At 70.6% G+C, this 13,513-nt stretch carries 17 protein-coding genes; 3 read left to right on the top strand and 14 right to left on the bottom strand.

The genetic code is table 11. The features are described from left to right. Positions 1-116: 116 nt before the first annotated feature. The 10 genes from ACIHCQ_RS41325 to ACIHCQ_RS41280 all read right to left on the bottom strand — a co-directional run bounded on the left by ACIHCQ_RS41325 (position 117) and on the right by ACIHCQ_RS41280 (position 7,936). Positions 117-2,057 carry an NUDIX domain-containing protein gene (locus tag ACIHCQ_RS41325; RefSeq protein ID WP_399674150.1) on the bottom strand — a complete coding sequence of 647 codons (1,941 nt, stop codon included), beginning with the start codon at positions 2,055-2,057 and terminating at the stop codon, positions 117-119. A gap of 59 nt (positions 2,058-2,116) precedes the next feature. After that, a complete protein-coding gene (locus tag ACIHCQ_RS41320; RefSeq protein ID WP_399674149.1) occupies positions 2,117-2,326 on the bottom strand; it encodes a hypothetical protein in 210 nt (69 codons plus the stop codon). A gap of 12 nt (positions 2,327-2,338) precedes the next feature. Next, positions 2,339-2,935, bottom strand: coding sequence for a hypothetical protein (locus ACIHCQ_RS41315; RefSeq protein ID WP_399674148.1), 597 nt, complete (start codon positions 2,933-2,935; stop codon positions 2,339-2,341). Between the two features lie 439 nt (positions 2,936-3,374). Continuing rightward, positions 3,375-3,881, bottom strand: coding sequence for a Fur family transcriptional regulator (locus ACIHCQ_RS41310; RefSeq protein ID WP_399674147.1), 507 nt, complete (start codon positions 3,879-3,881; stop codon positions 3,375-3,377). Next, positions 3,878-4,429, bottom strand: a complete 552-nt coding sequence (locus ACIHCQ_RS41305; RefSeq protein ID WP_399674146.1) for an ATP-binding protein — start codon at positions 4,427-4,429, stop codon at positions 3,878-3,880. Before ACIHCQ_RS41305 ends, ACIHCQ_RS41310 begins: the two co-directional genes overlap by 4 nt. 156 nt (positions 4,430-4,585) lie before the next feature. Next, the gene (locus tag ACIHCQ_RS41300) at positions 4,586-4,852 is read right to left on the bottom strand and encodes a hypothetical protein (RefSeq protein ID WP_399674145.1); all 267 of its coding nucleotides are present in this window, start codon (positions 4,850-4,852) and stop codon (positions 4,586-4,588) included. A 10-nt stretch (positions 4,853-4,862) separates the two neighbouring features. Next, a complete protein-coding gene (locus ACIHCQ_RS41295) occupies positions 4,863-5,213 on the bottom strand; it encodes a hypothetical protein (RefSeq protein WP_399674144.1) in 351 nt (116 codons plus the stop codon). After that, the gene (locus tag ACIHCQ_RS41290; protein WP_399674143.1) at positions 5,200-6,879 is read right to left on the bottom strand and encodes a hypothetical protein; all 1,680 of its coding nucleotides are present in this window, start codon (positions 6,877-6,879) and stop codon (positions 5,200-5,202) included. The genes ACIHCQ_RS41295 and ACIHCQ_RS41290 overlap by 14 nt, the downstream gene beginning before the upstream one ends. Continuing rightward, entirely contained in the window at positions 6,821-7,516 is a 696-nt protein-coding gene (locus ACIHCQ_RS41285; RefSeq protein ID WP_399674142.1) for a hypothetical protein, read from the bottom strand. Before ACIHCQ_RS41285 ends, ACIHCQ_RS41290 begins: the two co-directional genes overlap by 59 nt. A gap of 225 nt (positions 7,517-7,741) precedes the next feature. Beyond that, a complete protein-coding gene (locus tag ACIHCQ_RS41280; RefSeq protein ID WP_399674141.1) occupies positions 7,742-7,936 on the bottom strand; it encodes a hypothetical protein in 195 nt (64 codons plus the stop codon). A 189-nt stretch (positions 7,937-8,125) separates the two neighbouring features. Here ACIHCQ_RS41280 and ACIHCQ_RS41275 point away from each other — a divergent pair, with 189 nt between their 5' ends. Next, positions 8,126-8,377 carry a hypothetical protein gene (locus ACIHCQ_RS41275; protein ID WP_399674140.1) on the top strand — a complete coding sequence of 84 codons (252 nt, stop codon included), beginning with the start codon at positions 8,126-8,128 and terminating at the stop codon, positions 8,375-8,377. Between the two features lie 285 nt (positions 8,378-8,662). On the opposite strand, the gene ACIHCQ_RS41270 is transcribed toward ACIHCQ_RS41275, so the two are convergent. Then, a complete protein-coding gene (locus tag ACIHCQ_RS41270; protein ID WP_399674139.1) occupies positions 8,663-9,217 on the bottom strand; it encodes an HNH endonuclease family protein in 555 nt (184 codons plus the stop codon). A gap of 62 nt (positions 9,218-9,279) precedes the next feature. Here ACIHCQ_RS41270 and ACIHCQ_RS41265 point away from each other — a divergent pair, with 62 nt between their 5' ends. After that, the gene (locus tag ACIHCQ_RS41265; protein WP_399674138.1) at positions 9,280-9,777 is read left to right on the top strand and encodes a hypothetical protein; all 498 of its coding nucleotides are present in this window, start codon (positions 9,280-9,282) and stop codon (positions 9,775-9,777) included. Here the strand turns inward: ACIHCQ_RS41265 and ACIHCQ_RS41260 are convergent. After that, entirely contained in the window at positions 9,692-10,627 is a 936-nt protein-coding gene (locus tag ACIHCQ_RS41260; RefSeq protein ID WP_399674137.1) for an IS5 family transposase, read from the bottom strand. The two genes, ACIHCQ_RS41265 and ACIHCQ_RS41260, sit on opposite strands and share 86 nt — an antisense overlap. Before the next feature lie 488 nt (positions 10,628-11,115). On the opposite strand from ACIHCQ_RS41260, the gene ACIHCQ_RS41255 reads away from it, so the two are divergent. After that, entirely contained in the window at positions 11,116-11,427 is a 312-nt protein-coding gene (locus ACIHCQ_RS41255) for a hypothetical protein (protein WP_399674136.1), read from the top strand. Between the two features lie 505 nt (positions 11,428-11,932). Here ACIHCQ_RS41255 and ACIHCQ_RS41250 read toward each other — a convergent pair. Both ACIHCQ_RS41250 and ACIHCQ_RS41245 read right to left on the bottom strand, forming a co-directional pair. Continuing rightward, a complete protein-coding gene (locus ACIHCQ_RS41250) occupies positions 11,933-12,298 on the bottom strand; it encodes a peptidase inhibitor family I36 protein (protein WP_399674135.1) in 366 nt (121 codons plus the stop codon). 320 nt (positions 12,299-12,618) lie between these two features. Next, the gene (locus ACIHCQ_RS41245) at positions 12,619-13,464 is read right to left on the bottom strand and encodes a DciA family protein (RefSeq protein WP_399674134.1); all 846 of its coding nucleotides are present in this window, start codon (positions 13,462-13,464) and stop codon (positions 12,619-12,621) included. Positions 13,465-13,513 lie beyond the last annotated feature (49 nt).

Below are 13,513 nucleotides of genomic sequence, written 5' to 3'. Positions count from 1 at the left end.
GCCCGCCATGGCGATCAGGATGGGCAGCACAAGGGGCATTGACCTGGTCTTTTTCGATGTGTCGGGTGAGCTCGGGGGCGTGCATAGGCCGGACGCGGGTGAGGCTGAATCGCGACTCAGCCCCGCATTGAGGCGAGCGCCGCCTTCACCTCTTCCTGGTCCAGGCGCACCGTTTCCTCCGGCTCGGTGGCGTCGTCCATTGGGTCGATGTCGTCTGTTGCGGCGACGTCCGGGGCCGGCTCGTCGTCCTCGTTGTCCGCGAAGGTGTACTCGTCCCACAGGTCCATCCCCGCCGGGCTCCCGGGCACCTCCGTGTCCTCCTCCGAAGGCGGCTGGGCAACATCAAGCCCCTTGGCGGACAGGGCCCCTATGAGGCTGCGAACGGTGGCACGTACCTCCTCGAGCTGTTCCGGGTCGGCGGTGGTGGCGGAGATACGCGCGGTGGCGTCAGTCAGCGCGTCGACCGTGGGCTGGACCACGCGGGCATCGACGTCTTCGGCGCTGGTGGCTGCCCGGTGGCTGCTTGCTCCCTCGGGGACGACGATGGTGGCCAGCTCGACGGGCTCGGGCACGCCGAGGCTGATGCCGCCTTCCACGACGTGGTACGGGACGGAGTACGTCATGTTCGTGTCCGCGCCGGGACCCTCGCTCTGCACGGAGACGATGACGCGGTCCGGGTAGGTGCCCTCAATGCAGGTCCACGTCTCGCCGTCCTGGCCGAGGAGTTCACGCACGCTTTCGGCGAGGCGCAGACGGAACTGCTCGTACGACTCGGGCAGGGGCTGAGGGGACATCATGGGGGCCTCCGGAAGGGGAATGCGACTCTTGGCCTCGGTGACCATGTCCCGGGCCGACTTGTGCTCGATGGGCGGCGTATGGGCGCGGGCGGCGGCCACCGCGGCGCGCGCCGACTTCGCCTCACCGCCCTTGAGCACCCGGAAGGTGCTCATCACGCCGGCGGCGAACTTGCCAGCGGGAGCAGATGGTTCGGGGGCCTTCTCCGCGGACGGCCCCTTGGGCAGGTCAGCGCCTGCCAGGAGAGACCAGGGAGTATCCCGGCACTCGGGGCGCAGCACTGGCAGGTCCGGGAGGGAAGTGATGGGCCACCAGGCAGTTACTTCCGTGGCGTCGCCTTTGGGGTCGTCGGGGTTGGCGACGCGGCGGTCTTCGTGGGGCACGTTGATCGAAAGGGCGTCTTCGGATGGGACGACAGCGACGTATCCGCGGTAGATGCCGTTCGGTGCGGTCCAGGCCCCAATGACGCTCGTGGTGCCGGGGAGCGTCGACCCGGTTTCCTCCTGCCACTCTCGCAGTGCCGCGGCGAGGGGGTCCTCTCCGTCCTCGATGTGGCCGCCGGGGAATTCCCATGTGCCGGCCGCCGGATCGTCGTCGTCAAGGGCGCGCTGGAGCATCAGCACGTGGCCGGTGTCGGCTGCTTTCACGACCAGCCCGGCGACCCTCACGGCGTCCTCGGTGCTCGCCGCGACTGCGACGTCGATCTCGACGGGCGAGAGGGTTGCCTTGTACTCCATGCCGTCCTGCCCGGCGGAGGCCTTCACCTCCAGTGCGCGGGCCAGGGGGTGGGCGCCGTGCAGTACGGGCGATAGTTCGAACAAGTCGAGGCGGTGGATGACGCGGACGCCGTCACCGCGGCGGGTGGCCCCGTCTGTCGGTACGCGGTAGCCAATGGAGAACGCGGCTTCGCCGTGCTCGTGCCACTGCTTGACCTGCTCGTACGCGTCTCGGCCCTTGGTGGTGCGCAGGTTGTAGGCGACGGTCCCGACGAGCGCGCCAGCCTCTTGCGGCCAGTCGGGGACATCGGCGAACCGGGGGTCGCCGGGCCGCCATTCCTCCACGTCGAGGACGACACCGACGGCGTCCTTCCACTCGTGGTGCCATGCGGCCTTGGTGCGGCGGGTCGCGAGGGTGTGGGTAAAGGCGCCGGACAGGATTAGGTCGTTGACTTCATCGACGACGCCAGTGATGGCGTAGATTGCCCGGCTGGTGCCTCGCAGCGTGCTGGGGTGTGACGATCTGGTGGGTGGGGCGCTCGGCACGGCGGGGAACCTCCGGCGGTGGACAGTGGGCCGCCGGGCACCGTGCCTTTCTTGGCTCCTTACTGTCCTGTGGTGGCCGTGGGCTCCGGTTGTGCGGCTTCGGCGGCCGAGCGCGCCTCTGTCCAGCCGCGGGTCCAGTAGCGGTATCCGAACTGCTGCTCCGCATTGCCGAGGCGGCTGTACGGGCAGGCGTCGGAGGGGTCACCAGCCTGGTGCGCGGCCTTCCCCTCGTTGACGAGGGCCCGGAAGGTCTGGCGGTTCAACTGCACTGCGTCAACTCCTCACTGGGGCGGGAACATGGGCTCTTGTTCACCGCGGTCGCTTGCCGGAGCGGTGCCCGCGTCGTCGGTTTCGGCGCGGCTGTGCGTGCGGGTCATCTGGGCGTCGTCGACGTCGATGGCCCAAGTTTCCGCGTCACTGTAGAGCCACACCTGGCCGGTGGAGTCTCGTACCCACCCGGTCAGTGTGCCGTCTGGCGCCTGATCCAGCCATGCCTCCTCGCCCTGACTTCCGGTGTAGGCGGCGAAGGCGGCAGCCGGGTCGGTCTCGTCACCCTCGTCGTACACCTCGCCGGACCACAGTCGGGCGTCGTCGGCCGGAGGCTGCGGGGGCGCCTCCATGTCGTCAGTGGGCGGACCGGCCCCCGCCTCCCCGGGAGGCGCGGCCGGGTCTTCCTCCCCCAGGAGCTCCGCCGAGTCCGCAGCCGGGTCAGCAGCGTCATCGAGTGGGCCGCCCGCATCGGCAGGGGGCTTCGGTGGGCCCGAAGCGGCATCGGGCCCAGGCTCCGGGGCCTCCTCGGGCTGGTCGTCCTCTTCATCGTCCCCGAACGGCTTTCCGCCCTTGGGGAGGGCCTTGATGGCGAATCCGTATCTAGTCACAGCGGGCAGAGTGCAGGGCGGGACGGCTTGTGTCCTGCGCCGCAGGAAGCACTGACACTTTTCAAGATCATTCTTGCCCAATTGTGCAAGCGGCCTCCCGCTCAGCTCTGGGGCACCTCCGCTCGACGGGGCGCCCCCACTCCTGGGTGATGGTCTTGCCGGCCTCGCATTCGCGCGCTCCGGCCATCCCACCTGGGCGCTCGGCGACTACTACCGCCAGGTTCGCCGGCCCGGTCACCGAGCACCATGACGGCCGCAAGCCGTACTACGCGGCGGCGGGGCGGGGCAACACGGGCGCCAGGCCTCTCGTCCGACGAACTGCGAGGGCGCAGACGAGGGCGCAGAAGCGAGCGCGGTGGGATCGGCGTGAGACGCCGCAGCACGTCGTCGGTGATCACCCATGTCCTGTGCCAAGAAGGTTGGTCCTTGCCACTGGAGGTCAATGATCATCGTGTCTTGAGCGGCACTGTGTACTGGTGCCGCTGGGAGATCGTGGGGGGGCGGCGTCGCGGCACTCGGGGCACAGACCCCAGAAAGTCACGGCGGCTTCCTGGATGTCGTACTCCTCCGGCAGCTGTGGTTCCAGGCAGGGCGCCGCACCCACCGTGCACTCGACGTCACGGATGGCGGCGCAGCGGAGGCACACGAAATGGTGGTGGTTGTCGTGGCGCTCGATCTCGTAGCGGGCCGGATGGCCGGGGATCTGGGTGCACCGGACGAGACCGGCGTCCGTGAGCGCACGCAACACGTTGTAGGTGGCCTGCAGGGACAGGCCGCCCGTGACCCGCTGCGCGCGCTCGCGCAGGGCGTCGGCGCCGAGGTGGCCGGCCGACTCGGAGATCGCCGTCAGCATGGCCATGCGCTGGGCGGTCACCCGCATTCCTGCCCTGCGCAGTCGTGCCGCGGCCAGCGCCATCGGCTCCTCGCCGGTCGTCGCGGATGTCATACGGCCTCGCCCTTCCAGTCGCCCTTCGCCGTGACGGGGTCGTTCACGACACTCGCCTCTGCCCGCAGGGCGTTCTGCCCGCCCGGGGATTGCCTTCCGTCCAGGCCCGGCGTGTCCGCCTCGGCGCAGAGTTCGAACCATACGGTCTTCCCCATGAGCGGACCGGGCTCGTAGCCCCACCGTGCGGCCAGCATGTCCACGAGAGCCAGTCCACGGCCTCCCTCGTCTTCGGGGCCGGCGTCAATGGGTCGCGGAGGTTGCGAAGAACCGTCGCTGATCGAACAGCGCACATCGGGGACCCGCTCGAGGATGAGGCGCAGCGGGCCGGCCCCGTGCCGCAGCGCATTGCACACCAGCTCGCTCACCAGCAGTTCGGCGACCGGGACGAGCTCACCGAGACCCCATCGGGGCAGTACGTCGCGCACGGCGGTCCTCGCCAGCCCGCACGCGGCCGGCGACCACAGCAGCCCGGTCTCGTATGAGCCGGGGACAGCCGCCTCGGGGATCGTTCGGCCCGAGTGGGAATCCCGGGCGATGGTGCGGATCATGCCGACCACCCTTCTGAGGACGGTTGCCTTCTTTTTTTGACCGTACGCCTCTTATGGAGTGAGTCAAGTCTATGGAGAGAGATAGTTTTCCTGATCAGCTCCAGTTGCTGGAGACTGTTCAGGCTGGTGCCGAGCGCCGGTGGGGGGCGGGCCCGGTCATGCGCCAGACCCGCACCCGGGAGCGACCCCCCGATCCTCGATGACGTTGGTGTACTCCCGCAGGACCGCGAGGACGGTTGCCTCATCGGTCGGGCTCACCTTTCGCAGCGGGCCTGTGGGCGACAGGGTGATCGGGCGGCCCTGGTGCAGCACCATGAGGGCCGCGACGCGGCGCGACCCGATCACCGGGCGGTCAGCCCGCCCGGTGACCTGCACTGTGTAGGCCGCTCCGTCATCGAACGTGCCGGTGACGGTGAAGGGCATCTGTTGCCTCCTATCGCGTGGCGAGCAATCCGAGGAGGAAAGCTCTCAGGTCGTCGTCCAGGTACCAGTCGCCGCTAAACATCGACTGAATGGATCTCGCGAGGCTGTCACCCGTGGCCGGTTGCGTCTGCTGCCGGGACAGAAGACGGCTCAGCGCGCTGCGGTTCATCCGGCGGGCACCCGGGCGCCCGGTGTGCGTGCGCGTGAACCAGAACACGCGCTGCGCGGCGTCCAGGTCCGCAACGTGCCGGGCGAAGTGCTGCGCCAGGGCGTGCCCGGCGGTGCCCAGCCCGTCGTCGGCGAGATCGGCAATCGTCGCCCGCGGCAGTTCGGGCTCGTACCGGCCTTCATCGCCGTCCACCGCCGTCAGGCGGCGACCGGCCGGGACCACCCAGCCACGAGCGCGGCAGGAGACGCTGCACGCCCCGTACGGACCGCTCGGCGTCCGGGGTGCTGTCCGGGGTGAAGACGATCCCGGCGCTGCCCTGGGGGCCGATGTCGCGGATCTCGGCGAGCGCCGCGGCGACCGCGTCGGGCACCGCCGCGGTGTACCGGGCACGCAGGTCCTCCCACTCCCGGCGGGCGGTCCCGGCCTCCATACGCGCCGCAGCGATCTCGACCTCGACGTCGGGGTCCTGGATGGTGGCACCGCTGCGGGCCGCCTGCAGGTTGACCAGGCGCCGCTCGGTGGCGGCCACGTAATCGTCGGCATGCTGGAGCGTGCCGTGCGGATCCCCGCCGAAGTCGTCGCCAAGCGCGTCGGCCAGACGACGGGTCACGTCCTGGTCGACCTCGCTGCCGGCGGCACGCAGCGCGGCCATGTGCCGCAGTGCGGTCAGGCCGGGTCCACCGTCGGCCGCTCGGTCCGGGGCCCACTGCATCCGGTCGTTACGGCCCGGGAGCCGTCCGGCGGCGAGCTGCCTCCAGGTCGTCGGCCGCCACCAGGTAACACGCTGCGAGGTCTGGCCGAAGCGTCCCGGCTCCGGCATCAGACCGGCCCAGTGGGTGACCCGGGCGGCCAGGGACTCGCCGTCGGCTGCGGGCAGGTTGAGGGCGGCCTGCAGGCGGGCGAGGCGCCGGGACTCCGGCCACTGGCGGACCCGCGTCGCGAGCCGTCGGAGGAAGGCACGGAGGTGGGCCAGGCGCTCGCGGGCGTCGCGCCACTTCTCGGCGATCTTCCTGGCCCCGGCCTTGACCAGCTCGACGAGGCGGCGGCCGAGGCGGATGAGGAGGGCGACGATGCGGGCCAGCAGGCCCGGCTGCCGCCCGGCGGCCGGGGACGTGGCCGCGACCCGCCGGGCGATATGGCGGGCGGTCGCCTGCCGGGAGCCGTTGAGGTGCCCGGCAAGGAGCCGACCGACCTGATCGGCGTCGCCGGCGTCGAGACCGGCATCCTGGAGCTGCTGCAGGAGAGCGTTCACCGCGTCGTCAGCGTGCCCCGTAACCGCCTGGGTGACGTCCGGGTCGGCGTCGGGGTCCGTCGCCGACGGGCGGCCAGCGACCTGGTCCGGGATGAGGCGCAGCAGGTCCCGCGCGCGGGCCGCCAGGTCCTCATCGCTCTCATCGGGGAGCGGCTCGAGGTCGTTGATGGTGCGCAGGGCTGCCCGCACCGTCTCGTCGTGGGTCTCTTGGCGGGTTCGGTAGAAGCGGCGGCGGGCGGCGTTCCGGTCCTGTCCGGCGATGCCCGCGGCGTCGAGGACCGCGACACCGTCACGACGGGTCGCCTCGCGAGCGTCGCGCAGCGCCTCGGGTGTGAGGCGCTGCGCGATCTGCTCGCGCAGGGCGTGGATGTTGCCGGGCGGCTCCGTGCCCGCAATGGCCTCCTCGATGATGCGAGCGTCCAGCCGGAACGTCCGGCGCGTGGTGTCGGGAGACTGAGCAGCGTGCCCACCTCGGTGCCCGAGGCAGTGATCAGTTGGGCCAACGCACGCGCCATACTCCTTGCCCGGCCCAGCCCCCGGCCACGGCCTACCCTGCTCTCGACGTCCCGCCGGAACCCGTGAACCGGTAGGGGCGTTCCATCGCAACCAGCAGTTCTCGCGCCGCCTGCGCGTCCCCCAAAGCCCGGTGACGACCCGCTGGGGCGCCACCGCATCGGTGGATGGCGTCGGGGACTGTGCCGCGATTGCGGGCATTCAGGTCTGCGCGCCTGCCGTGGGTGCGCCAGAGCAGAGCCAGCGCGGGAGAAGCCGGTTCGAAAAGCCGGTGCTGCCTGCCTTGCCAATGCTCGTTCATGACGCGGTCGTAGGCGTTGCGGACGGCGACCTCCACGCGTGGGATGTCGTGTATGAGAGCGCTCACGAGCCGTACATCGCGCGCAGCTGCTCCAGCCGTCGCCGTGAGCAGGTACTGGGCGGTGCGCTCCCGGGGGGTGTCGGCGGCCTTGGTCGCGGCGGCGACGGCGTCCGCGCCGTTCGGGTTGGCTCGGAACCAGCGGCGGTTCTGTTCGGTCGCGTACGCCCGCCGCGCCTCCGCCTCGGCTTCCTCGGTCCGGCCCAGCATCGCCAGCGCGGACCGCCGGTACTCCGGGGCCGCCTGCCCCACCACCTGGAGCGCGTCGGCGGCTGCCGCGGCCTGGCGTTCGCGCTCCGCCCGCTCCTGGGCTGCCGCGCGGGCGGCATCACAGCGGGCCTGTTCCGCGGCGGCCTGCCCGCGACGCCACACGAAGTCCTCCGCCGCTATGGCGGCTGCTCACGGAGCCGGTCCTCAAGGACCTGGCAGCGCTCGCCCCCACCGAGGCCGGACAGCTGCGCGTCGACCTCCGCCGCGATCCGGGCCGACCGGACGCGCAAACGGAATCAATCTTTCCCACTTCGGCCTCTGGTTTTGGTGGTGCGTCGGCCGGCGGCCGCCACGGTGTGGCGCGCCCTGCCCGGATCAGGCGAGAGGTCAGGCCCGCCGGGAGCGGACAACCGGCGCCTGCACGCGCGGCACTGCGAGCACCAGGTGGCTGTCGCGGTGCGCCGCGACGTACAGCGTCCACTGGTCGCTCGACTCGAAGCGGTACCAACTGCCGACCCACGGCTCGCGGGTCCTGAACTCCAGCCCGGCGAGTGGTCCCCCAGCGAATCGGATCGTGAACATGGTGTGACCTTCCCGGCGAAGAGCCCTTCCTCCACCCCTTACGTGGCGTCGGACCGGGTGGGACAAGAACGCGTACCCCCGGGATGGTCTGGCCCTGCCCTGGAGCACACCACTCTCCTGCACCACCCGATCCAGCGTCAGTCACACCGAAACGGGCCCGTTGGCAGACCGCACTGGAAAGATCCGCTCATGACCGACAAAACCCCGGGCATGCAGGCCCGTGAACTACTCACCCGGGCAGCCCAGCACCCGCTCGCCAGCCCCCAGCGCACCGCCCTGGTTGCCGAAGCTGCCGTGTGGGCAGCGCTGGAGCAGGCCGACTCAGCCGCCGACGCGGCGGACAAGTCCCAATCGGCCGCCGCGTCTCTCAAAGAGGCAGTCGACAAACTCGGCAGTGAGGTCGGCGAACTGACCGAACGCATCAAACTCAGCCAGCTCTGACAGCGCTCCTGGTGCCCGGCTCCCTGGCGGTGTCGGCGGCCCTGGTCGCGGCGGCGACGGCGTCCGCACATCAGACGGCCGTCGACGACCGTCCTGCGGAAGCCCTCGGGCCCGGCAAGCCGGAATCGGAACGGCAGCCGCCTGCTTTCCGGGCGCGCGTGCTCATTGTCTGGGCCTGCGCGGGGCTCGGCCGGGCTGACGTACGGGAGGATCCACGGGGACGCCGGGTGTCTGGAGCAGGTCCGTGCGTGGCTCGGCCGCCCGCTGTGGGACGATTTCGGCTCCTTAGGTGGCCTTCTTCACCGTGATCGCCGTGTCGGGGCAGTTGGCCGCCAGGCGTGTCAGTGCGTTCTTCTCCGCGGTGTCCGCGGTGAGCTGCCAGCGCAGTTTCACCGCAGTCCACTCGGCCACGTACCGGCAGTGCACCGCTTCGAGGGACGGCAGCCACTCGGCTGGATCCTGGTCTGCCTTGGCCTGGTTGGCGTTGTCCGTGACCGCGACCAGCGAGCGGGTATCACCCAGGTCGTTGGCGTAGGCCTCGCGCCGGGCAGGGTTCCAGGCGGAGGCGCCGCTGTCCCACGCCTCCGCAAGGGGAACCATGTGGTCGATGTCCACGTCCCCGACCTGCGTCCAGGTGGCACCGTCGTAGTAAGACTGCCACTCGCCCCCGGATAGGCGGCACTTGGCCCCAACCTGCGGGGCCCGGGTCGCCTCGCTGATCAAGACTTCTGCCCGGGTCGGGCATCCGTCGTCATCGGCGTCCACCCAGTGCTTGAACAAGGTCCGCTTAGAGGGCTTCTCGAAACCGAGTGTGGGGCTGGGTTCGTGCTGGTCAGGCATAGTGCCGGGGTGGGCGAGGTAGGTCCGGTGCGTCCGTGGAGATGGCGTGCTGGAGGTATGTGATGGCGTCGGTGTTGGGGCGGCTGGAGGAGCGGGAGCGGGCGGCCCGGAAGCGGGTGGAGGAGTTGCAGGCCGAGCTGGAGGCGGCGCAGTGGGAGTGGGACGAGTGGCTGATCGCCCGCAGGCGGGTCAGCGAGGTGTGGGACGGGGACGAAACCGCAGGCCAGGACGGTGAGGCGCGAAAGACACCGGACGGGAGTGAGGCCGCGGCGCCGGCGGCAAGGCCCGGGTCGGTTGTTCCTCCCTGGCGGGAGGGGCTGTCGGCCGAGGTGCTGGCGCCGGAGTATCAGCAGGTCATGGGCCTGCTGGCCGAACGCCGCGCCACCGGCGGTCAGCCACTGAACTGCCGTGAGCTCACTGCCTTGTTGGGGCTGGAGGTGGTTGCGGCGAAGACGGAGGGCGTGCGGTGCAAACTCAAGCGGCTCGTTGCGCGGGGATGGGCGCACGAGCCGGTGCCGGGCCGGTTCGCCTGTGGCGACGGCCGAGCCGGCGGGTCATGACCATGGTCATCGACCACAGGATCACCGCCTCTGACGACGCGGGCAGCCGCTCGCAGTCGCGGGCGAGGCGCCGGGAGCGGGTGAGCCAGGCGAAGGTCCGCTCGACGATCCACCGTTTGGGCAGCACGACGAAGCCTGTCTGGCTGTCGCTGCGGCGGATGATCGTCAGTATCAGGTTCAAAGCGGTTGCGCACCAGCCCACCAGCATGCCGGTGTATCCGCTGTCCGCCCATACGCGCCTGAGCCGGTGATGCCGCCTGCCGGCCTGGGAGAGGAGGTCCCGGGCGGCGTCCCGGTCCCCCGTCGAGGCGGGGGTGACCATGACCGCCAGAATCAGGCCGAGGGTGTCGACCACGATGTGCCGCTTGCGCCCTTTGATTTTCTTCCCGCCGTCATAGCCGCTGGTCGCGGCCTCGACCGTGGACGTGCCTTTCGCGGACTGCGAGTCGATCGCCCCTGCCGTCGGCTCCGCATCCCGGCCCTGCGCTTCACGGGTCGGGGCGCGGAGCCGGTCATGGAACTCGCCGATCAGCCCCTGCTTCCGCCACCGGGTGAAGAACCGGTGCACCGCCTTCCACGGCGGGTAATCGGCAGGCAGCGCAGGCCACTTCACACCGTTGTCCACCACGTACCTGATCGCGTCGAGTATGTCCCGGTGGCAGTACTCCTCCGGCCGGCCACCCCGCCCCTCGGCCCACGCGGGCTTCGGGATCATTTCGCGGACCGCGGCCCACTCCGCGTCCCTCATGTCGGTCGGATAGCAGTGCCCGCCGGACATATTATCCGCGGCGTTGCCGTACGTGTGGGCGAAGCAGTCACACGTCCGCGTGTCCGGAATGGACTCTTTCACAGCAGACCGATACAACTGCGGCAACAGGGCCTCCCGGTGAGCAGTGGCGTAGACACCCTCTGTGCTACCGAGAGGCCCTGCCTTCATGCCCCCGCGCGGCCACAACCACCCGAACAGCACACCCGTACGGAACCCCCAACCTCACACTCGGTTTCGAGAAGCCCTCTTATATCCGCTACGGGCCTCCGCCGCGACCGGCAGGGAAGCGACCGCACCCCGCAACCGCACAGTGCCCCCCGTTGCCGGAGACGTCGGCCCCGGCAACGGGCTCGCAGACGCCTTGCCATCCGCGGGCGCTGACGCCGCGTCGTCCGGTTCCGCCCCCGAGCCGCACCCCGCCACCACCACCATCAGCCCCACCACAGCCAGCAGCCGACCCCGCATACCCGCCCCCTTTTTTGCCCCGCAGTCTCCTGGACCGTAGAGGGCTACCCACCACCGCACCAAGAGCAGTCCATCAGCCGCCCAAACCACCCCTGGGAGTCGGCGTGGAACCCGGCGACGGCCCGGTTCGGCTGAGCCGGTCCGGTCTGGGAATGGTAGGCGGCATCGACTTCCACGAGCCGCTGCCCGTGGACGCCTCGCCTCCCCGGCCGCCGTCCGTGCAGTGCTCGCTGGCCATGACCGATCCCCGTGCCGCACTCACCGCGGCGGCCGCCATGGAACGCGCCGCGCTGCCGATCCTGACCGCGGCCGCCGACGCCGCCCGCGCCGCCGGTGACTCCTGGACCCACATCGGCGCCGCCCTGGGCACCACACGGCAGTCCGCACACGAACGGCTGACCAAGTCCTCACCGTGACAGCGACGGTGTGCGGACCCCGAGTGCCTGGCGTTTTCGGCGAGCACCGGCGTGGAAGGCCGTCGTACGAACCGCGGTTGTCGGTGCGGATCCGGCGTGAGGAAGACTCCCCTGATGAGCACCACGCGCCGCCCTTTGGGCACAGGCCCACACCCCGCCGACGACGACCAGGAGCAACCTCTGGTGCGCGGCGGAACCGTTGCCGACCGGGCCACGAACGAGGCGGGCGCAAGCGGGCTACAGCCCGGCGCCGAGTCGGCGGCCCCGCCGGCGGGACGACGCCGACTCGGCACCGGTCCCCGTGACTGACAACCGGCTTACGCGGCCGGGCCAACGACCCGTGGTTCGCCGCGAAGGTCCGGGCGGCCTTCGCGCTTGCAGGCGTGACGGTGAGGCCGCCTCTTCGGCGATTCTTGGTCCGTACCTGTTTCTCATCCCCAGGAAAGGGGGGCGGGCCGATTCTCGCGAGTCGGCCCGTTCCGCGCACGGCTGGGCCGGCAGTCGGTTACTGCCAGCTGAAGACCCGTGTGTGTTCGGCGGTCTCACCTGACGCCAGCGTGACGGCGTGGGCGGTGCAGTTGAGGTCCCCGTAGAAGGACCAGGTCTGATCGTCATTGTTGTAGATCGACCTGGCGGGCTGGAGATCCGTTGCGGCGCAGTCGTGCCACACGGGGTTGTCGTAGATCGTCATCTTCCCCCGAAAGTCCGGCAGGGACCAGAAGCAGACGTGGCCGTCGGGGCAGCTGGCCGCGGCGCGAGATGTCGCCGCCTCGTTTGGTGCGGCGGCGGACACCGGGCTGGTGATGCCGAGAGAAAGTGCCGCTGATCCGACAAGGGCCCCGAGTGCGGCGAGCGCACGGCGGATGCGCATGGATAACCTCCAGAAGTGGAAGCGAGTGGGCAGTTGGCGTCCTTCAGAAGAAGGCTTGCCATGACCCCCTCAATCAAGCGAAAACGTCCTTTCATAACCCAAAGGGGTTAAAGGTGTAACGAGCGGACTATACGACTTCTGGAATCGATGTCCCGGCGGCGCGAGCCGATGGGCCTCGGTGCCGCGATCGGAGGGTTGGTCACCGAGCGGTCCTGGGAGCTCTGGCTCGTACTCACCCTTCTCCGGCCATGTGAACTCGGCCTCCCACGGATCCAGCTGATCCGTCACGCTCGTCTCCGTCCCTCTTGGGGTGGTGCAGTTCACGCCGTCCTACCCAACGACTGGGGCGTGGTCTGGCGGGGGAGCAGCGTCCCAGCCTGCTTGGCTCGCGCGCGCCGCACGGCGGCCGCGTGGGTGACGGCGGCTTCACGGCGGCGCTGGACGCGGGACGCTTCGATCGGGACCGGCTGATCGTCCGGAACCGCCTCCGGCTCCGGGAACGCACGTCGGCTCAGTTCGCGCATCGCACGGGTCTGCCGCTCGACTGCATCCGTAATGCCCGGGTCCACCCGCTGCGCAAGCGTGGCCGCCTGGTGCGCGGCGAGCGCCAGGTGGAAGCCGTATGAGGCCATGTCGCGGGTCTTCACCGGCGCTTTTGGCACGGTCGGATCCGCGGCCGGGGCGGTGCCCGCCGCCGGGGCTGTCGGGGCCGCCGTCGCTCCGACGGACAGGACCCGGACCGTACGGACTGCTTCCGAGCCCGCCGCGTCGTTGGCCGCGCGGATGATCCGGGACGTGATCAGGCGCAGCTGGGTGGCGTACGCGGGCGAGTCGGGGCGCAGGTCCAGCTGCCCGGTCTCTGCGTGGAAGGCGACGGCCTGGACGTGCTCGGGCAGTTGCGGCGAGATGGCGGCGGCGATGGTGGGCCACTGGTCCAGGATGCTTCCGCCGGCGGCCGGGAGGTCCCAGGCCCGGTCGGCCATCAGGCGCTGGAGCACGGCGGCGAACCCGGTGGGCTCGCGCCCGTCCCGTCGCGCGGTCGTCGTGCGGGTGCGCCGCTTCGCCTTCCGCGTGCCCGACTCGCCGCGGGCCTTGGCGGCCTCGCGCGCCGCGTGCAGCGCCACCCGGGCCAGGTCGACGCCGGACGGCTGCGCCCCCGTGGTCACGCGATCACCGTCCCGGCGAGGTCGTCGCTGATCGGGCGGGCGGCGAGCT

The organism is Streptomyces sp. NPDC052236 (assembly GCF_044548015.1).
Lineage (GTDB): Bacteria > Actinomycetota > Actinomycetes > Streptomycetales > Streptomycetaceae > Streptomyces.
Note: the sequence above shows the minus strand (reverse complement) of the source record. Positions and strands in the feature narration are given on the sequence as shown.